Raw genomic sequence first — 19572 nt, 5'->3', positions numbered from 1 at the left:
CCTAAAGAGCCGTTCGAGACTAGGACGTTGATAGGTTGGGTGTGTAAGTGCTGTGAGGCATTGAGCTAACCAATACTAATTGCTCGTGAGGCTTGACCATATAACACCAAAGTGGTTTTTTAAAAATCGCAGACACAGATTACGATAAAGCATCAGCAATGATGAGCATCGGTTTGATACTTGGTTATCCCTATTTCAAAATGAATTGTTAAAGGTCCAAGCACGTATTCGCGTGTTTTGGTGAGACGACAACGTCCAACCAGAACAAAACGCAAAACGAATTGCTTGACGATCATAGAGGCGTTGAACCACCTGATCCCATCCCGAACTCAGAAGTGAAAAGCGCCATCGCCAATGGTAGTGTGGGAGATCCCATGTGAGAGTAGGTCGTCGTCAAGCTTTATATTGAAAAGAACCCCGTCCTGCTCAGCAGGGCGGGGTTTTTTCGTTTAAGTGGTTTAATAGAATTGCTCCCTCGTGAGTGTGGGGCTCTTTATCAAAGACACGCATGTGAGAGTCGGCATCAGTCGTTAAGCTTTACATTAAGAAGGCCCTGATAGCGAACGGTGTCAGGGCTTTTTTTCGTCTATAGGAGATTCTTTTGTCTGTAGGAATGTCATCCTGTCATGGCCTTCGCTTGCGCCTGTTTCGCAAGCTCAACGCGTCAGCGCGAACTCAATAACAAAATGGCATGAGTTCTATCCACTTAGCATAGACCTACGTTTTTTTCCCTCGTGAAAGAAACTGTTCTTTGAAAAAAATCTTCATCAATGTCCAAGTAAAGTTCAAACAATGCTAAACCTTGGCGGCTTGCCTTTAATTTCTGGTATTCAGGTCTACAATGAATGCACTGTTTAATTAAACAAGGAGTTTGAGATGACAAAAGTATTAGTTCTGTACTACTCAAGTTATGGTCATATTGAAGCGATGGCAAATGAAATAGCTGAGGGAGCTCGCAGTACGGGGGCTCAGGTCGATATTAAACGAGTGCCTGAATTGATGCCCGAAGACGTTGCTAAAAACTCTGGTGTGAAGCTTGATCAAGATGCTCCGGTAGCCAAACCAGATGACTTGGTAAATTATGATGCCGTGATTTTTGGCTCGCCAACGCGCTTTGGCAATATGGCATCTCAAATGAGAAACTTTTTGGATATGACAGGTGGCTTATGGGCGCAAGGTAAGCTTGTGGGCAAAGTGGGTAGTGTCTTCACATCCACTGGTACGGGTGGTGGTAATGAAACCACGGTACAGTCTTTCCATACCACTTTATTCCATCATGGCTTTGTCGTTGTGGGTTTGCCTTATTCTTGTCCTGAGCTTGCTGATATTAGTGAAGTGAAAGGTGGTTCGCCATTGGGGGCCGGAACGATTGCAGGAGCAGATGGTGGTCGTATGCCCTCAGACAAAGAGATTGCGATGGCGCGATTCCAAGGCAAACATGTTGCTGAGATTGCGGCTAAGCTTAGCGCGTAAATTTATGTTATGAATTAAAAAGGGCAAACGGAAACGTTTGCCCTTTTTTGTTGAGGCCAACCTATCCACATTAGGTCAAAGATGGCTTAATACTTTTGAAATGTTAATAACTTAGGCACTTATCCACTTCGTTTGCTGCGCCTAAAATCACGGCCACACGCTGATGAATTGCTTCTGGCTGGATATCAAGAATACGTTGTGTGTGAGTGTGAGCTTTACCGCCAGCTTGCTCTAAGAGCATGGCCATTGGGTTTGCTTCGTACATTAAGCGTAATTTACCTGCTTTTGATGGGTCTTTGTTGTCCCAAGGGTAGATGAAGATACCGCCACGACAAAGGATACGGTGAACATCACCCACCATGGCGGCAACCCAGCGCATATTAAAGTTCTTATCGCGGATGCCTTCTTTGCCTTTTACTAAATCATTCACATAGTTCTGCATGTTAGTAGACCAGAAGCGCTGGTTTGACATGTTGATAGCAAACTCTTGTGTGTCTTTGCCTACTTGAACATTTTGATTGGTCAGTGTGAATACGTTTTTGGTTGGATCGTAAGTGAACATATTGACACCATCACCAGTGGTAAGAACCAGCATGGTTGATGGGCCATACAGCACGTAGCCTGCGGCTACTTGCTCTTTGCCAGGAATTAGGAAGTCCTCTTCCACGGCAGGCTTGTCGCCAGTCTGACGATAGATGGAAAAGATAGTACCGACCATTGCATTGATGTCTATGTTAGAGGAGCCATCTAGTGGATCAAAAGCGATGAAGTATTCACCCTGTGTGTTGGCTGGCACAATGTAGTCTTCTTCTTCTGAAGCAATGGCTCGAACTGAAGGGCAAGCAACCAGAGCTTCTTTTAACATGTCGTTAGAGATGACATCTAATTTCTTTTGTTCCTCTCCTTGAACATTTTCGTTGCCAGCCATGCCTAAAATACCTGCCAACGAGCCTTGTTTAAGTGCATCTGAAATGGCAATGCAAGTGTCTGTTGTGACCGTTAATACATCTTGTAATGTTTTCGGTGTTGCGCTGGCAGCTAAAACATCAGGTAGGTTTTGCATGGTTTGGCATTTCCTTGTTATTTGAGGGTGTAGAAATTATGCCATCCTAGTGGCAGAGTGTCAGCCAAGGTGATGATTTGATCACAAAATAAATAGGGAAAATCGATGTTTTCCGATAATCTACGAAAAATGTTGAGAGGAATCGCTATGTCTGCGTTTGTTGTGCACAACTTAGAGCTTAATGGTGAAGGTGGCGCTACATCGTTACCTGTTTCAGAGTTACCTAATGTTTTACCCGAAGAAGGTTGTCGTTGGGTGCATTTAGATTGCCGTGAAGAAGAAGGCTATGATTGGTTATGTCGTTTAGAGGGCATTCCTGAAACGGCTGTTGAGGCACTGTATGCCGAGGAAACGCGTCCCCGTGCGGTGAAAATGGGCAATGGCTTGTTACTGACATTGCGTGGCGTGAATTTAAACCCTGAATCAAACCCTTCAGATATGGTGGCTTTGCGTCTTTGGGTCACGCCACATTTTATTATTTCTAGCCGACGTCGAAAGTTGCTGTCAGTACAAGATGTCGTCAAAGATTTGGCAAATAATGAAGGGCCGACCAATACCGGCGATATTGTAGCAACGCTGACGGAAACACTAACGGATCGTATGTCAAAGGTGATTACTGACTTAGAAGATGAATTGGCAGATTTAGAAGAAAGTATCGGTGAAGGCGTCGAAGCGGGACAACGAGACTCGCTGGTACAGCGTCGCTTAGAAACCATCCGTCTGAGACGATTCTTGGTGCCGCAAAAAGAGGCGATCAATAAGCTATCTCAGGAAGCACTTACTTGGATGACAGTGGATCAAATTGCTCAAGTACAAGAGGCGGCTAACGACATTACTCGTTATGTGGAAGGCTTGGAATCTTTACGTGAGCGCTGTTTGTTGATGCAAGAAGAGTTTGCTAACTTGCAGGCGGAAAAGATGAATGCTCGCATGTATGTATTGTCCATTCTGTCGGGTATTTTTATGCCGCTGGGTTTCTTAACCGGGCTGTTCGGTATCAATATTGGCGGTATGCCAGGCACAGATAATGGCTCGGCGTTTTGGTTGTTTTGTGCTGTGCTTGTGGTGTTAGGTGGTGGGCAGTTCTTGGTGATGAGAAAAAGTCGTTGGTTCTAAGGCGCTGATTATTTTTTCTATGAGTCGTTCAAAGCCTCGTCGTTATCGAGGCTTTGAACGGGCAAACTTATTTTTTAATTGTTTTGATACCGTCTTTGGTTCCTAACAATAAAATGTCCGCAGAGCGTTTCGCAAATAACCCATTGGTTACCACGCCGACTATGCCGTCGATGCTTTTTTCCAGCGCGATTGGATCAAGAATTTCTAGGTTGTAGACGTCAAGAATATGGTTGCCGTTGTCGGTTACCACGCCTTCACGATAAACCGGGTCGCCGCCCAATTTCACTAGCTCGCGCGCAACATGGCCGCGTGCCATTGGAATGATCTCAACTGGAAGAGGGAAGTCGCCTAGCACTTTTACCAGTTTAGATTCGTCTGCAATACAAACAAACTCATCACTGCAAGCCGCGACGATTTTTTCACGAGTCAGCGCGGCACCGCCACCTTTGATCAAATGTAGGTTGTCATTGGATTCATCGGCACCATCAACATATACGCGAATACTGTCAACGCTGTTTAGATCATAGACAGGAATGCCCTGTTTTTTTAAGCGTTCTGCTGACGCTTCAGAGCTTGCCACAGTGCCATCAAAGAGGCTTTTGTGTTTAGCCAGTTCATCGATGAATAGATTCGCTGTGGAGCCAGTACCAACACCCACAATGGTGTCTGCTTCAAGCATAGGCAAAATGTAAGAAACAGCCGCCTCAGCAACGGCTTGTTTGAGTTCGTCTTGCGTCATGGTGATGTTCACCTTCTCTTATAATTTTATAGGGTCATAATCGACTCATTGCATGATCAAATAAGTCGCCTCTGTGGTGGCGATATTATAGGCGCTTAATGAATGGATTGTTACCCCGATGGATTAGGCTCTTTATAGATTTTATGCCTTTTTTATATGGATTTAGAGTGGATCTATCTTTGCGCCAAAGGAAGTGAAAGAGTATATTTCCTACTCGGTTTTTTTTGACTAGCAGTCAGCGTAGATGTCTTAAGAACATCGTGTTGTCTATTTTTATTCGTTTAGGAAACACTATGCCTCATACCATGATCAAAAAGATTCTACAGGCGCGCGTTTATGACGTTGCCGTAGAAACACCACTGTCTCGTGCCAATCAATTGTCAAATCGATTGGGCAACGAGATTATTTTGAAGCGAGAAGACTTACAGCCGGTTTTCTCCTTCAAAATTCGTGGGGCATACAACAAGATTTGCCAATTAACACCAGAAGAACGTGCTCGTGGCGTGATTGCCGCTTCAGCGGGAAACCATGCGCAAGGCTTGGCGTTAGCGGCTAAAAAGTTGGGGATTCAAGCCACTATCGTGATGCCCGCGACGACGCCTGAAGTAAAAGTGAGTGCGGTTCGTAATCACGGTGCTGAAGTGGTGTTATTTGGTGATGCTTTTGATGAAGCGTCAGCTAAGTCTCGTGAGATCATGGATAAGACAGGTCAGGTGTATGTTCATCCATTTGACGACTTAGACACCATCGCCGGTCAAGGCACGATTGGCATGGAAATTCTTCACCAGCATGAAGGCAACATTGATGCGGTTTTTGTACCTGTTGGTGGCGGTGGTTTAATCGCCGGGGTTGCCGCATACATTAAGTATCTTCGCCCTGATATTAAGGTGATTGGCGTGGAGCCAGAAGACGCAGCCTGCTTGAAAATTGCTCTGGAAAAAGGCGAACCAACGCGCTTGCCAACAGTCGGTATTTTTGCGGAAGGCGTCGCTGTGGCGGAAATTGGTAAAAATACCTTTGCGATTGCCAAGGACACAGTAGATGAAGTCATCACGGTAACCACTGATGAAATGTGCGCTGCGATTAAAGATATCTACGATGATACTCGCGCTATTACTGAACCGGCTGGTGCTTGTGCTTTGGCCGGCTTGAAGAAATACATTGAACGTGAGGATGCGAAAGGCCAAACGCTTATCGCGATCAACAGTGGTGCCAATGTTAATTTCGACCGCTTGCGTCATGTGTCTGAACGTGCCGAATTGGGTGAGAAGCGTGAAGCCATTATTGCTGTGAAGATTCCTGAGCATCCAGGCAGTTTTAAAGACTTCTGCCAAGCCTTGGTGGGTCGTAATATCACGGAATTTAACTATCGTTACGGCGATGATCAAGAAGCGGTCATTTTCGTTGGTGTTGCTTTGGGCGGCAGTCCTCATAGTCGAAAAGAGTTATTAGAAGACTTAAAAGAATACGAAATTGTTGATTTGACCGATGACGAAACGGCTAAAGTGCATGTTCGCCATATGATTGGTGGGCATTTACGCAGTGAAAAAGGTGAGTTGTTATACAGCTTTGAATTTCCTGAGCGCCCAGGTGCTTTGTTGAAATTCTTGAACACATTGGGCGGGCAGTGGAATATTTCCATGTTCCATTACCGCAATCATGGTGATGCCTATGGTCGTGTTTTAGTTGGCCTGCAAGCCGTTGGGGAAGAAACCGATGTTACCCATTATTTGGATGAATTGGGTTATCCCTACCAAGATGAAAATAACAACGACGCTTGTAAGCTGTTCTTTCGCTAAAAGCGGGAAAATCGGTTATCATTAGCGCAATTATTTTTTGAATTCAGCCCTCTGATTGGTGACGGTCAGAGGGCTGTGTGATTCTAGTGTGTCGCTATTGTATGCGACAAACTTACTGTTTAAAGGTCTCCCTGTGAATATTCAAACACTTCTAAATCAACGCATTCAAGCGGCTATGGTTGCCGCTGGCGCGTCTGATACGGCACAAGCGTTAGTGCGTCAATCTGCAAAAGTTCAATTTGGTGATTATCAAGCCAACGGTATCATGGGCGCGGCAAAAGCCTTGAAAATGAATCCACGTGATTTTGCTCAAGCCACATTAGATAAATTAGACCTGTCTGACCTTGCTGAAAAAGTGGAAATCGCAGGACCTGGTTTTATCAATATTTTCTTGAAGAACGTGTGGTTGAGCAAAGAACTGACGCAATTGCGCACAAGCGAACGTCTTGATGTCAATCCTGTTGATGCACCAGAAACGGTTGTGGTGGATTATTCTTCCCCCAACCTTGCGAAAGAAATGCACGTTGGACACCTTCGTTCAACGGTGATTGGTGATGCCGTTGTTCGTACGTTAGAGTTTTTTGGTCATCATGTGGTGCGTCAAAACCATGTGGGTGATTGGGGCACGCAGTTTGGTATGTTGTTGGCGTATATGGAGCGTTTACGTTCTGAAAATGCCACCATCAGCATGGCGCTTTCGGATCTAGAAACCTTTTACCGCGCGGCGAAAACCTGCTTCGATGAGGATGACGCTTTTGCTACTCGCTCTCGTGAGTTGGTGGTGGCGTTGCAGTCTGGAGATGAAGAGTGTTTGGCGCTTTGGGATGAGTTTATCAACATCTCTCTGACGCACTGTGAAGAGACATACAAAATGCTTGGTGTGTCTTTGGAGCGTCAGCACGTGATGCCAGAAAGTGCTTACAACGATGACTTAGCCAATGTGGTTAATGAACTGAAAGAACAAGATTTGTTGCAAGAATCCAATGGCGCACAGTGTGTCTTCATGGAAGAGTTTGCAAACAAAGACGGTGAAATCACACCGATTATCGTACAAAAGACCGGTGGCGGTTTCCTATATGCCACAACGGATTTGGCAGCGGTACGTTTCCGTCAGCATACTTTGAATGCGAATCGTGTTTTGTACTTTGTGGATGCACGTCAGTCTTTGCATTTCCAGCAAATTTTCACCTTGTCTCGTAAGGCAGGCTTTGTGAAACCTGAAACACAATTAGAGCACATGCCGTTTGGTACTGTGATGGGCAGTGATGGCAAACCATTCAAAACCCGTTCTGGCGGTGTGGCGAAATTGTCTTCTTTATTGGAAGAAGCGCAAGAGCGTGCGTATCAACTAGTGGCCTCTAAGAATCCAGAAATGGAGGAAGAAGAGCTGCGTAACATCGGTCGAGTGGTTGGTATTGCGTCGGTTAAATACGCGGATTTATCGAAGAACCGTACCAGTGATTATGTCTTTAATTGGGACTCTATGTTGAGTTTCGAAGGCAACACGGCACCTTACTTGTTGTATGCTTATTCTCGTGTGGCAAGTATTGTGAAGCGTTCAGAAATCGATGTGGCTAATTTGACAGGCGAGATTTCGATCGACGAGCCACAAGAGCGTGCTTTGGCGGTTAAGTTATGTCAGTTTGAAGAAGCTATTCAACAAGTCGCTAACGATGGTATGCCGCATTTCTTATGTGCTTACTTGTACGATTTAGCAGGAACCTTCATGACGTTCTATGAAGCTTGTCCTATTTTGAATGCCGAAGACGACGTGAAAAACAGTCGCTTACAGTTGGCGTTGAATACCGCTTCAACCTTGAAACTTGGCTTGTCTTTGTTGGGAATTGAAACCCTAGAGCGCATGTAAAATTTCTCTACCGTTTCGCTTTAATGAAGCAATAAAAGGCGCTTTTCTGTTCGAATAGCGCCTTTTATGTTTTACATCTTAAGTGACATAATCCGCCTAGTAATTAGGATTAACAAAGAGGAAAAATCAGCAGATGAAAATTTATATTGCCTACACTGGTGGCACGATTGGTATGGTGCCTTCAGACCAAGGCTTGATCCCCGATGCGGCGTTTGCTGATCATCTTACCCAACATTTAAATGAAGCTGATGAACTTAGTCATGACTTTGTCATCTCAAGCTACCCAGAATTAATTGATTCCTCAAATGCGACACCAAAAGATTGGCAAACCATCGCTCGAGATATTGAAAGCAAATGGCATGAATTCGATGCCTTTGTTGTTTTACATGGCACAGACACCATGGCTTACACTTCAGCGGCCTTGACGTTAATGTTTGCCCACAGCGATAAACCTATCATAGTAACTGGCTCGCAAGTGCCTATGTACAAGGTGCGAACCGATGCCATGATTAATGTGATGGGCGCCATTTCCGCTTGTGAAGAAGGCGTTAATGGTGTGTATTTGTTTTTCGCTGGACGCTTGATTGAGGGAGATCGTGCCCATAAAGCGCACACCAGTGATTGGCAAGCTTTCAGCTCGCCAAACTGCCCAGAGCGTGGGGTCTTGGGGATCGATTGGCGTTGGCGATCCGTGGAACTGATGAAGCCGCCCATGCAGGTTCTGATTCCTGAGATGAGAGAAGGCTGTGTCACCATTTTGCCGGTTTACCCTGGCGTTCAGGCTTCCCATTGGCAAGGGCTATTGGGCGATAGTGTCAAAGGCGCTGTGCTATTAAGTTATGGCGCAGGTAACGCTCCAGACAAAGACCCAGCACTTTTGGCCTTGCTGAAATCGGCTTCTGAACGTGGTGTGGTGATTGTGAATGTCAGTCAATGTGGTGCTGGTAGTGTGGCAGCGGGGGCTTATGCCGCGGGTTCTGCCTTAGTTGAAGCTGGGGTGATCTCAGGCACAGATATGACCTACGAAGCCGCGTTTGTGACGCTGAATTTTTTGATCGGTTTAGGCCTTTCGAGTGAAGAAGTAAAAAGACGTTTTTCTTAAGGGAAAACGAAAAGGGAATTTACATGGCATTTTTATACCTGCTCTTGGTGTTAATCTGGTCCACCGGCTTTATCACGGGCAAACTCATTGTCGGTCTGATTGATCCCAACGTTTTTTTAAGCGTTCGTTTTGTCCTTTCTGGTTTATTATTTCTCACTATCGCCCTGTGGCAACGTCGACGTTTTCCTGAGTGGCAGGAATTACCTAAGCATATTATTGCGGGTATGCTGATGAATGGCTTTTATTTAGGCTTCGCATACGTTGCGATTGCGAAAGGTCTGCCCGCAGGCGTTATGGCGCTCATTGGCGCGTTGCAGCCTGCTATGGTGACCTTGCTGGCCTTTTTGCTAATCAAAGAGAAGACATCCATGAAAGGTGTCATGGGGATGTTGGTAGGCATTGTGGGGCTCGCACTGGTTGTCAGTCCAGCACTAGAGTTAGACATGACTCATGGTGGTGTGACTTTGCTGACGTTTACCTTAGCTTGTGCTGCGATATTTACCCTGTCTCTTGGTGTGACTTATCAAAAAATGTCCATTTCATCGTCTGATATTTTTAGTTCTATGGCGATACAAAACCTGGCCGCCAGTGTGGTGTCTATTGGTTTTATGTTGCTGCTGGGCGAGACGTTATTTAAAGTCCAATTCGAGTCGTTCTTGCTCGTTATATGGGGCGTGCTGGTTTTGTCGGGAGGTGGTGTTTTCTTGATGGTGTGGCTATTGAGAAAAGTCAGAGCATCCCAGGTGACGACTATGTTATTACTGGCACCACCCTTGGCCGCAGTAGAAAGTTACTTTTTATTTAGTGAATCTATGACCATGATTCAGATTATCGGCTTTGTGATAACGATTGTTGGTGTGTATTTCAGTCGAGCAAAGCCAAGCGAGAAATAGCGCGAGAGAAGAAAAGCGGTGTTAGCTTTTCTTCTCAAGAATTCTAAGCTTCGCTTCAGCACGATCAATCAAGGTGCCGAAGCGTTCCATTTCATCGACGAAGCTGTCGAATTCTATTTTGCTTGGTAGCAGCTGGCTGTCACTTTGTAGGTGCTGAACTAATTGAATTCTGGTCTTTGTGGCGAACTCTTTACCCCATGACCACTGAGTTCGAAGTAAGCGAGCTAAAGTGGCTGCGGATAAATCGCCGATGTGATCCGCCAATAACCCTTCCCAATCAAACTCAAAATTCTCCATCACTTTATGCAATGTCATGAGCGCTTGAGCATTACCTTGAATACGCAAGTCTCCGTCAAAGAAGCCATCACCTTCAAGTAGCTTGCGATACGCTGCGCTAGGACCTTGCACTAGAGTGTCGAGTCTTGGGTCGAGCTCGATTTCCTCTAAGCTTTCAGGGCGATTGAGCATGACGCCTTCTTCCAGGATGTGAATCTGCAGAATAAAGGAAAAGTCCTCTACATAGAGGAAAACTTGCTGTCCAGCTAATTTGCTTAGGCGGTCTTGTGAGGGCAAGTCTTGTTTAAGGGCTAAGTTAATAGCCTTTTCCATCGCGCTAAGTGCCGATAAACTGATTGAACCCATAAAATTTTTCTCGGTGATAATTGAGTTAGGATAAAACTAAATCTGATGAATTTGAATCACTGAAGTGTCACGCGTCTGACCTTCTTTTTCAAGGCGATCTAGGTACATTTGCCAAAGCTCATCGTGATTTTTACCAATATTGTAGAGATATTCCCACGTATAAAGACCTGTGTCGTGACCATCATCAAAGGAAATTTTCAGTGCATAATTGCCTGCACCTTCAACATTATTGATGGCGACGTTCTTTTTGCCGTATTGCAATATGGGCATTTGCAGGCCGTGACCGCGAACTTCAGCCGAGGGCGAGTGGACTCTTAAAAACTCAGCACTAAGCCGAAAAATTTGCCCGTCAGCGAAAGTGATCGCTAACTCACGAGACTGTTTATGATAATTGATTTGGGTTGGCACTGGTGTTGCCATGATGTTTCCTTGCCTAGCCTTTGCTCATTACATAGTAAAACAGCCCTTTCGCTGAAAGGGCTGTTTAGCGGGTTTATTACAGAATATATTGGCTCAGGTCTTCATTTTTGACAATTTCACCAAGTTGCTCATCAACATACGCCGCGGTGACATCCACGACTTGGTCATTCGGCATATCGCTGGCGGAATAAGAGACTTCCTCAAGAAGGCGCTCAAGCACGGTATGTAAGCGACGAGCACCAATGTTTTCTGTACGCTCATTCACTTGGAAAGCAATCTCGGCAATGCGGTGAATGCCCTCGTCAGTGAAGTTTAAATTGATGCTTTCGGTTTTCGCTAAAGCTACGTACTGCTTTGTTAAAGAAGCACTTGGCTCAACCAAAATGCGTTTGAAATCTTCTACTGTCAGCGCATCCAATTCTACGCGAATAGGTAAACGACCTTGCAGCTCAGGAATCAAATCTGATGGTTTCGATAGGTGGAAGGCACCTGATGCAATAAACAGAATATGATCGGTTTTGATCATGCCGTATTTAGTGCTGACGGTACAACCTTCCACCAAAGGAAGAAGGTCACGCTGAACACCTTCGCGGGAAACTTCACCACCAGAACGGTCAGAGCTTTTCGCGACTTTATCGATTTCATCTAAGAAAACAATGCCATTCTGTTCTACGGCTTCTACAGCACGGGCTTTTAACTCTTCTTCATTGACCAGTTTCGCCGCTTCTTCATCACGAACTTGGCGCAGCGCTTCTTTGACTTTCATTTTGCGCTTTTTGGTTTTCTGAGAGCCAAAGCTAGAAAACATATTTTGCAGCTGGCTGGTCATTTCTTCCATGCCTGGTGGGGTCATGATTTCGACGCCCATTGGCGAATCAGCAAGGTCGATGTCGATTTCTTTATCATCCAATTGGCCTTCGCGTAATTTCTTGCGAAAAGTTTGGCGTGTGCTGTTGTCTTCCAGTTCTGGATCGCCACCACGAGCCGGTGGTAGTAGCACATCTAAGATACGGTCTTCCGCTGCATCTTCTGCTTTATGACGAAGTTTTGCTGTTTCTTGCTCACGCAGCATTTTAATGGCCATTTCGACCAAATCACGGATGATGGACTCAACATCACGACCCACATAACCCACTTCAGTGAATTTAGTGGCTTCAATTTTGATGAAAGGCGCATTGGCTAGTTTTGCCAATCGACGAGCGATTTCGGTTTTACCGACACCAGTTGGCCCTATCATCAAAATGTTTTTAGGGGTGACTTCGGCGCGCATTTCTTCCGGAAGTTGCATGCGACGCCAGCGATTACGCAGCGCGATAGCTACGGCTCGTTTTGCTTTTTGTTGACCAATAATGTGGTTGTCTAAGGCGTTAACCGTCTCTCTTGGGGTCATGCTGCTCATTATCAATTCTCTTCTATGTTCTTGAATGATGTTTTCTGTGTCGCTTTACAGTCTGTCTATCGATATGGATAGAGTGTTATTTAGACTTGTCTTCAAGCTGTGCATCAATAGTGATTTCTTCAATCGTCAAGCTGTGGTTGGTGAATACACAAATATCAGCGGCAATATTAAGACTTTTCTCTACGATGTCTTTGGCGGATAAGTCGGTGTTGTCAATCAAGGCGCGGGCTGCGGCTTCGGCGAAGTTGCCGCCTGAACCAATGGCTAGAGCGCCGTGCTGAGGTTCAACGACATCACCAGTTCCAGTAATAATTAAGGTGCTTTCTTTGTTAGCCACGATCAGCATGGCTTCAAGTTTGCGCAGAGCTCGATCGGATCGCCAGTCTTTCGCTAGGTCTACCGCAGCGCGTACTAGGTGGCCTTGGTGTTTTTCGAGTTGACCTTCGAAGCGTTCAAATAGGGTGAAGGCATCCGCTGTACCGCCAGCGAATCCGGCAATTACTTCTCCATGGTATAGGCGACGGACTTTACGAGCGTTGCCTTTCATCACGGTGTTGCCTAAAGATACTTGTCCATCGCCGCCTACGACGACTTGGTTGTCTTTGCGTACAGTAAGAATTGTTGTCATGGTCTACTCCAGTTTCGATTCTAACGAAATGGGGGCAAGCATGAAGATTTCAAGCAAGGATTGCATACAGAGTGAGCTTTCACTTTATGTATGCAATCTAGACAAGATGATGGGGAAGGTTATTGCTCCTTTTTAACCCTATAAGAGTAGGATTCGATGTCCATGGATACCAGCTTATCTTCCGCTCGATTCATTTTTGAACGTGATACGTAAGGACCAAGTACCACTCGGTACCAAGGTTGTTCTCCTTTGCCTATGGTTTTGCGAATGCTGGTTTCGACCATGCCAGATAAAATCAGTTTGGCACGCATGCGGTCTGCATCTTCTGGATTACGGAAGGAGGCCGCTTGAAGCATGTAATAGAAATCTTGTTCACCACGAGGAGTATATTGGTATGCATCAACGTGACTCGTATCCACCTCGCTATCTTGAAGTATTTGATAAAACTCAAAGGTGTCTTTTTTGGGCGTTGTTTTTACTTTCTCTTTGACTGCAGCGGGTTTGGACGTTGATGTTACTTTGGGCTTTTCAATAGGCGTTACTTTTTTCGGCTTTGGCGTTACTTGATTCAGCTGCATGAGTCCGTAAATAAAGGCAACAAGAATTGCAGGAATAAGAAGCCATAACCACCATGCTGTTTTACGTTTGGGTGGCGGTGGGGTACGACGTGTTGCGCCTTTTTTGGGGCGACTTCCTTTTGCTGCAATTTGAACGGGATTAAACATAATTTGGACTTTTTGCTTTTAGCTTTAGCATAAATAAAAATAAACGGATTGAACGTTGCGCACATTATGAGGGCAAGATCAATAAGTTTCCAGTGGATCAACATCAATTGCGAAGCGAATTCTGTGTTGTTTTGTTGATCGTTCTAACCAATCGCTCATCATTTGAGTCGCTTGGTGTAATGGGGCGCGTTGTGCGGACTTGATGGAGATGAGGGCACGATGTTGGCCAGCCTTGCGCACTATGATGGCAGCATAAGGGCCGACGAGATAAATATCCTTGGCAAAGTATGGCTCAAGGTCATTGCGCATCGCGGATAACAACTGCATGGCTTCTTGCTCGTTACCAGATTCTGCGCGAATGATGACTTGGTGATAAAACGGCGGCAAAGACAGGGATTTGCGCTCAGCTAAGCCGTCTATCGCAAAGTGTTCGTAACCTAGGTTACATAAGCATTCGATAGCCGCATGATCCGGGTGATAAGTTTGCAGTAATACATGTCCTGGTTTTTTAGCGCGTCCAGCACGACCCGCGACTTGAGTAATGAGCTGAGCGGTACGCTCCATACCGCGGAAATCGGAGGAGAAGAGTCCCGCATCCGCATCCATAATGATAACCAACGTGACATTAGGAAAGTGATGCCCTTTTGCCAGCATTTGCGTGCCGATCAGAATCGCTTGATCATGTTCATGAATTTTTTGTGTGAGTTTTGCCATCGCAGATTTGCGCTGGGTGCTATCACGGTCGATGCGTAAAATCGGAACATCTTTAAATAGGGTATTGAGTTGAGTCTCAATTTGCTCCGTGCCTTCGCCGACGGTAAATAATTCTTCTGACTGACATTCAGGGCAAGTATGAATCAGTGCTTTTTGGGTGTCGCAGTGGTGGCAGTGGAGTTTGTTGGCTCGCTTATGCACCGTGAGGTTAACGTCACAATGATCGCAGGCGGCTATCCAGCCACACTGGTGACACATCAGTGTCGGTGCGTAACCACGACGGTTAAGAAAGACTAAGACCTGTTCTTTTCGTTCTAAACAAAGCTTCATGCTAGCAAGCGCATGCTCACTGAAACCATGAATCAAGGTTTGGCCTCGAAGGTCTACTCGTTCCATTTCTGGAATATCTGCATTACCGGCTCGTTGTCGCAATTTAAGCCAAGCAAAGCGTTTTTGTAGGGCATTGGTTAGGCTCTCATAAGAGGGTGTGGCCGAAGCCAGTAACACGGGAATATTAAGAGCTTGGGCGCGTTTTACCGCAAGGTCGCGAGCGTGATAACGAAACCCTTCATGTTGTTTGTAAGAGGTGTCGTGTTCTTCATCAATGACAATCATGCCAAGATTGGGGGCTGGGATAAAAGCCGCTGATCGTGTGCCTATGATAATTTTGGCATGGCCGCTCGCCGCTAATAACCATGCATCCAAACGTTCTCGATCACTCATATTAGAATGCATTAGGACAATGTCGGTATTGAAGCGGATCTCAAAGCGTTTTAGGGTTTGTGGTGTTAGGCCGATCTCCGGCACCATCACAAGAACCTGTTTGCCTTCCTCGATCAGTTTTTCCATGACTCGTAAAAAGACTTCTGTTTTACCGCTGCCTGTCACACCGTCCAATAGCGAAACATTGAACTGATGACGGTGATCTAATAAATGTTCCGTCGCCTGCATTTGCTCTGGGTTGAGCGTCGGTGGAACTTGCGTTTGGTGTGCGTGCTTCTCTCCACCTTTACTAAACGAACGAGGCTCTCGGCGCAGTAGACCTTTTTCTTCTAGACTTTTTCCCGCCGCAGGCGCGAGGTCTAAGACTGAGGTAGCGTGCTGGCTCAAACCATAAGGGTGTTGTTGTACCGCTCTTAAGAAGTCTTGTTGGCGAGGTGCTCGGCTTAGCTGTTCAAGAGGAAGTGCTTGTCCTTTTGGTGTGGTGAACCACCAATTCTCTGTACGGAATTCGGCACTTTCGCCTTTACGCAGTAAAACCGGTAAGGCGTGAAAGATCACATCACCAATCGGATGGTGATAGTAGCGTGCAGCCCATTCGCACAAAGCCATTAGTTCCTTAGTAATAACAGGGCTTTCATCTTGTAAGGAGGTGAGTGGTTTGACTTGTTCCGGATCCCAGTCACTGGTTTCGCTTAAGGCGACTATTACACCAAGGCGGCTGCTATTACCAAAAGGGACTTTGATGCGCATGCCTGGCTTTAGCTCGTGCCTTAGGGCAATTGCTTTGGGGACCTTGTAGTCAAACAAAGTTCGCATTGGTACTGGCAAAGCGACTTTGATAAAAGGATAAGGAGTAAGAAGCGCCTCTGGCATGCGTTAGGTTAGACCTTGTTTAGTAAAGCAAAAATGGTTTTTTTATCTATATATATTAGTGTACGTCAGAGTAGCGGGTTGGCGCGAGCAGCAATTTTATAGGAAAAGTATAATAAAAAGGTTGCTGATTGCTTAATAGCCCCCTAAAATACGCGACTCTTGGTACCACTGTACAATGTCTGTACAACGAATCGTGCGGTGCTTGGCTAGGCGAAAGCCCCTATTTAGACCGAGTGGCGGCACACCAAACTGAAGGTAAATACGATGAAAAAAGATATCCACCCAAATTACTCTGCGATTACTGCAACTTGTACTTGTGGTAACACTCTAAGCTTAAATTCAACTGCGGGCAGCGACATGCACATCGACGTATGTAGCAATTGCCACCCATTCTACACAGGCCAACAAAAAATGTTGGATACTGGTGGTCGTGTTGATCGCTTTAACAAGCGTTTCGGAGCACGTCGTACTACTAAGTAATTGGTGGCATGACAGTGATCGCATTAAAAAAGCGCCAAGTTTTCTTGGCGCTTTTTTTGTTTTTGTCCTTCGCAGCTCAGGCTGATTCGCTCTGTAGCGCAACTGGGAAACTTGAAAAAGCAGCAATAAAAAGAGTGGTTGATGGTGATACTATTCACCTGACTGATGGACGAAAAGTCCGGCTGGTGGGAATAAATACACCTGAACTTGACCATAAAAAGGGCAATCATGAGCCCTATGCTGTAGAGGCTACTCGCTTTCTTCGTTCCCGCCTTGATCAATATGTATACATTCAAACAGCAAAAGATGGGCGAGACAGGTATGGTCGTTATTTGTACTACTTGTTCGATAAAGATCGTATTTCACTGACGAGTCAGTTACTATCACAAGGCCTTGGTTATCGTATTGCTGTGCCTCCAAACTTGGCATATCAAGACTGTTTTGAAGAGGCTGAGAACCTAGCCCGCAATGCTCGAAAAGGGTTATGGCAGACTCGTTTGCAATGGCAGCCAAAAGCTGGTTTTGCAATATCCCGTGTTACCATCACTTCTATTACTCATAACCGAGGAGGTTGGTGGCTAGAAACCGATCAGGATCTAGTGATCAATTTATCGCCCAACGTCATCGATTATTGGCCTGCTCAAGAGGTATTCGCTCTTGAAGGTAAAGATGTCGAAGTTCGTGGTTGGCAGCATCATCGGAAAAGCCGGCACTCAGAGTTTAAAGCTTGGGTTCTTTCTGTTAGACATCCGAATGACTTGTTTGAAATCAAGGCTTCACTCAATCATTGATTGATAGAATATTCCTATGGTTTTACGCTTTAAAGTATTGGGTAGATCGACTATTCTGACGACTAAAAATTATAAGGTGTCACTTTCGAAGCTTTTGTAGGCTTGGGAACAAGGCCCAGTTTGGCTATGATAAAATTAATTAATAACACCAAATAGACGGAAACATCATAATGGCAGAAGATATTAAGCAAGCTGCACTGGATTACCATGAGTATCCAGTTCCAGGAAAACTGAGCGTAACTATTACTAAACCAACAGCGACCGCTCGCGATCTTTCTCTAGCTTACAGCCCAGGTGTGGCTGAGCCTTGTCGTGAAATCGCTAAAGACCCCGAATCCGCTTACCGCTACACAGGTAAAGGCAACCTAGTTGCTGTTATTTCTGATGGTTCAGCGATTCTTGGTTTAGGTAACCTTGGTCCATTGGCAAGTAAGCCTGTTATGGAAGGTAAGGGTTTATTGTTTAAGCGTTTTGCTGGCGTTAACTCTGTTGATGTGGAAGTTGAATCTGAAAGCCCACAAGCATTTATTGATACTGTTGCGCGTATTGCAAACACGTACGGCGGCATCAACTTAGAAGATATCAAAGCGCCTGAGTGTTTTGAAATTGAACGTCAGTTGATCGAGCGTTGTTCTATTCCTGTTTTTCACGATGACCAACACGGTACAGCGATTGTAACCGCTGCTGGCCTGCTAAATGCGCTAGAGCTTCAAGGCAAAAACATCGCGGATGCGAAAATCGTTTGTCTAGGTGCTGGTGCAGCAGCGACAGCTTGTATGAAACTGATCATCGCGTGTGGTGCACAACGTGAGAACATTTTCGTTCTTGACCGTAATGGTGTTATCCATTCTGGTCGCGAAGACTTGAATCAATTCAAGGCGATGTTTGCGATTGATACTGACAAACGCACTCTTGATGATGCGATTGATGGTGCAGACGTATTTATCGGTGTATCTGGTCCGGATCTATTGTCTGCTGACCAACTTGCTAAAATGGCCGCTAACCCAATCGTGTTTGCTTGTTCAAACCCGGATCCAGAAATCAATCCTGAGCTTGCTCGCGCTACTCGTGATGATTTGATTATGGCGACAGGCCGTTCTGATTACCCTAACCAAGTAAACAACGTATTGGGCTTCCCATTCATCTTCCGTGGTGCTTTGGATGTTCGTGCGACTAAGATCAATGAAGAAATGAAAATCGCAGCCGTGCATGCGCTTAAAGATCTTGCGAAAGAAGAGGCGCCAGCGGATGTTGTAGCAGCCTACGGTGGTGCACCATTGAACTTTGGTAAAGAATACATTTTGCCAAAACCAATGGATTCTCGTTTGCTTAACGTTGTTTCTGCGGCGGTTGCTCGTGCGGCGGTTGATTCTGGTGTAGCAATGTTGCCATACCCAGACTTCTACCCACTTGAAAATTTAGATCACTTTGGTGCTTAATTAAATTGTGATCGATTAAAAGGCGGCTCCCTAATAAGGAGTCGCCTTTTTTATGGCTATATTTTTCGATAAATAAGCAGGAATGGCTTGGATAAAGATAGGGGTTATAAGATGAAAGTCGCTATATATTGTGGTTCCGCAGAGGGTAATTCTCCCGACTATGTTAATGCTGTAAAAGCCTTAGGTGTTCATCTTGCTCAGCAAGGAGTGGGCATTGTCTACGGTGGCGGTAATGTCGGCTTAATGGGGGTTATTGCCAATGCAGCATTACAAGCTGGCGGACAGGTTATTGGTGTTATTCCGGCCCACCTTGAGTCTAAGGAAATTGCTCATACAGGATTAACTGAATTGCATGTTGTCGCTAATATGCATGAGCGTAAAGCTAAGATGAGTGAGTTGGCCGATGCTTTTGTTGCGCTTCCTGGTGGTGTTGGGACGTTAGAAGAAATGTTTGAGGTCTGGACTTGGGGGCAACTTGGTCTGCATGACAAACCTTGTGCTTTTTATAATATCAATGGTTTTTATGATCCATTATTCACTATGGTCGACAGCATGCAGCAGGCTGGGTTTGTTAAGCTGTCTTATATTGACATGATAATTAAAGAAAACACCCCAGAAGCTCTTTTATCGGCATTTATAGATTATAAAGCACCACAAGCAAAATGGAGCTAGAGGCTTCTTAAAAA

18 protein-coding genes, 1 rRNA gene and 1 other annotated feature are annotated in these 19572 nt (G+C 45.4%); of the genes, 11 read left to right on the top strand and 8 right to left on the bottom strand.

What is annotated here, in order from left to right; translation table 11 throughout:
• Positions 1–2 precede the first annotated feature (2 nt).
• Positions 3–87, top strand: a sequence feature (23S ribosomal RNA rRNA prediction is too short).
• A 197-nt stretch (positions 88–284) separates the two neighbouring features.
• Positions 285–399: ribosomal RNA gene (rrf, locus tag C0J08_RS20445) — 5S ribosomal RNA — on the top strand.
• A gap of 477 nt (positions 400–876) precedes the next feature.
• Complete coding sequence (gene wrbA / locus C0J08_RS20440) at positions 877–1473, top strand: NAD(P)H:quinone oxidoreductase (RefSeq protein ID WP_212653735.1); 597 nt, start codon at positions 877–879, stop codon at positions 1471–1473.
• 103 nt (positions 1474–1576) lie between these two features.
• Here the strand turns inward: wrbA and C0J08_RS20435 are convergent, their stop codons facing one another.
• Positions 1577–2536, bottom strand: coding sequence for a class 1 fructose-bisphosphatase (locus tag C0J08_RS20435; RefSeq protein WP_212653734.1), 960 nt, complete (start codon positions 2534–2536; stop codon positions 1577–1579).
• A 147-nt stretch (positions 2537–2683) separates the two neighbouring features.
• Between C0J08_RS20435 and C0J08_RS20430 the strand changes: the two genes are divergently transcribed.
• Positions 2684–3652 carry a zinc transporter ZntB gene (locus tag C0J08_RS20430; RefSeq protein ID WP_212653733.1) on the top strand — a complete coding sequence of 323 codons (969 nt, stop codon included), beginning with the start codon at positions 2684–2686 and terminating at the stop codon, positions 3650–3652.
• A gap of 67 nt (positions 3653–3719) precedes the next feature.
• Here C0J08_RS20430 and rpiA read toward each other — a convergent pair whose 3' ends face one another.
• Positions 3720–4391, bottom strand: a complete 672-nt coding sequence (gene rpiA / locus C0J08_RS20425) for a ribose-5-phosphate isomerase RpiA (RefSeq protein WP_212653732.1) — start codon at positions 4389–4391, stop codon at positions 3720–3722.
• 293 nt (positions 4392–4684) lie between these two features.
• Between rpiA and ilvA the strand changes: the two genes are divergently transcribed.
• From ilvA to C0J08_RS20405, 4 genes are all read left to right on the top strand, one after another.
• Positions 4685–6190 (top strand): threonine ammonia-lyase, biosynthetic, encoded by a 1506-nt coding sequence (gene ilvA / locus C0J08_RS20420; RefSeq protein ID WP_212653731.1) that lies wholly within the window; start codon positions 4685–4687, stop codon positions 6188–6190.
• Between the two features lie 133 nt (positions 6191–6323).
• Positions 6324–8057, top strand: coding sequence for an arginine--tRNA ligase (argS, locus tag C0J08_RS20415; RefSeq protein WP_212653730.1), 1734 nt, complete (start codon positions 6324–6326; stop codon positions 8055–8057).
• Positions 8058–8190: 133 nt separating this feature from the next.
• Positions 8191–9159 (top strand): asparaginase domain-containing protein, encoded by a 969-nt coding sequence (locus tag C0J08_RS20410; protein WP_212653729.1) that lies wholly within the window; start codon positions 8191–8193, stop codon positions 9157–9159.
• A 23-nt stretch (positions 9160–9182) separates the two neighbouring features.
• Complete coding sequence (locus C0J08_RS20405) at positions 9183–10052, top strand: DMT family transporter (RefSeq protein ID WP_212653728.1); 870 nt, start codon at positions 9183–9185, stop codon at positions 10050–10052.
• A gap of 21 nt (positions 10053–10073) precedes the next feature.
• Here C0J08_RS20405 and C0J08_RS20400 read toward each other — a convergent pair whose 3' ends face one another.
• The 6 genes from C0J08_RS20400 to C0J08_RS20375 all read right to left on the bottom strand — a co-directional run bounded on the left by C0J08_RS20400 (position 10074) and on the right by C0J08_RS20375 (position 16176).
• Complete coding sequence (locus tag C0J08_RS20400; protein ID WP_212653727.1) at positions 10074–10694, bottom strand: ubiquinone biosynthesis accessory factor UbiJ; 621 nt, start codon at positions 10692–10694, stop codon at positions 10074–10076.
• A gap of 36 nt (positions 10695–10730) precedes the next feature.
• Positions 10731–11114 carry a gamma-butyrobetaine hydroxylase family protein gene (locus tag C0J08_RS20395; protein ID WP_212653726.1) on the bottom strand — a complete coding sequence of 128 codons (384 nt, stop codon included), beginning with the start codon at positions 11112–11114 and terminating at the stop codon, positions 10731–10733.
• 76 nt (positions 11115–11190) lie between these two features.
• Positions 11191–12513 carry an ATP-dependent protease ATPase subunit HslU gene (gene hslU / locus C0J08_RS20390; protein ID WP_212653725.1) on the bottom strand — a complete coding sequence of 441 codons (1323 nt, stop codon included), beginning with the start codon at positions 12511–12513 and terminating at the stop codon, positions 11191–11193.
• Positions 12514–12589: 76 nt separating this feature from the next.
• Positions 12590–13141: an ATP-dependent protease subunit HslV gene (gene hslV / locus C0J08_RS20385; RefSeq protein WP_212653724.1), complete on the bottom strand. Its 552-nt coding sequence runs from the start codon at positions 13139–13141 to the stop codon at positions 12590–12592.
• Between the two features lie 119 nt (positions 13142–13260).
• Positions 13261–13866, bottom strand: coding sequence for an SPOR domain-containing protein (locus C0J08_RS20380; protein WP_212653723.1), 606 nt, complete (start codon positions 13864–13866; stop codon positions 13261–13263).
• 78 nt (positions 13867–13944) lie between these two features.
• On the bottom strand, positions 13945–16176 hold the full coding sequence (locus C0J08_RS20375; protein WP_212653722.1) for a primosomal protein N': 2232 nt from the start codon (positions 16174–16176) through the stop codon (positions 13945–13947).
• 264 nt (positions 16177–16440) lie between these two features.
• Between C0J08_RS20375 and rpmE the strand changes: the two genes are divergently transcribed.
• The 4 genes from rpmE to C0J08_RS20355 all read left to right on the top strand — a co-directional run bounded on the left by rpmE (position 16441) and on the right by C0J08_RS20355 (position 19558).
• Positions 16441–16656 carry a 50S ribosomal protein L31 gene (gene rpmE, locus C0J08_RS20370; protein WP_212653721.1) on the top strand — a complete coding sequence of 72 codons (216 nt, stop codon included), beginning with the start codon at positions 16441–16443 and terminating at the stop codon, positions 16654–16656.
• Between the two features lie 8 nt (positions 16657–16664).
• Positions 16665–17447 (top strand): thermonuclease family protein, encoded by a 783-nt coding sequence (locus C0J08_RS20365; RefSeq protein ID WP_212653720.1) that lies wholly within the window; start codon positions 16665–16667, stop codon positions 17445–17447.
• A gap of 170 nt (positions 17448–17617) precedes the next feature.
• On the top strand, positions 17618–18886 hold the full coding sequence (locus C0J08_RS20360) for a malic enzyme-like NAD(P)-binding protein (protein ID WP_212653719.1): 1269 nt from the start codon (positions 17618–17620) through the stop codon (positions 18884–18886).
• A 111-nt stretch (positions 18887–18997) separates the two neighbouring features.
• Positions 18998–19558 (top strand): LOG family protein, encoded by a 561-nt coding sequence (locus C0J08_RS20355; RefSeq protein ID WP_212653718.1) that lies wholly within the window; start codon positions 18998–19000, stop codon positions 19556–19558.
• The last annotated feature ends 14 nt before the right edge of the window (positions 19559–19572 follow it).

This window comes from Marinomonas sp. CT5 (assembly GCF_018336975.1).
In the GTDB taxonomy this organism is placed as follows: domain Bacteria; phylum Pseudomonadota; class Gammaproteobacteria; order Pseudomonadales; family Marinomonadaceae; genus Marinomonas.
The sequence above is the reverse complement of the archived record's forward strand: the minus strand, read 5'-3'. Positions and strand labels throughout refer to the sequence as shown.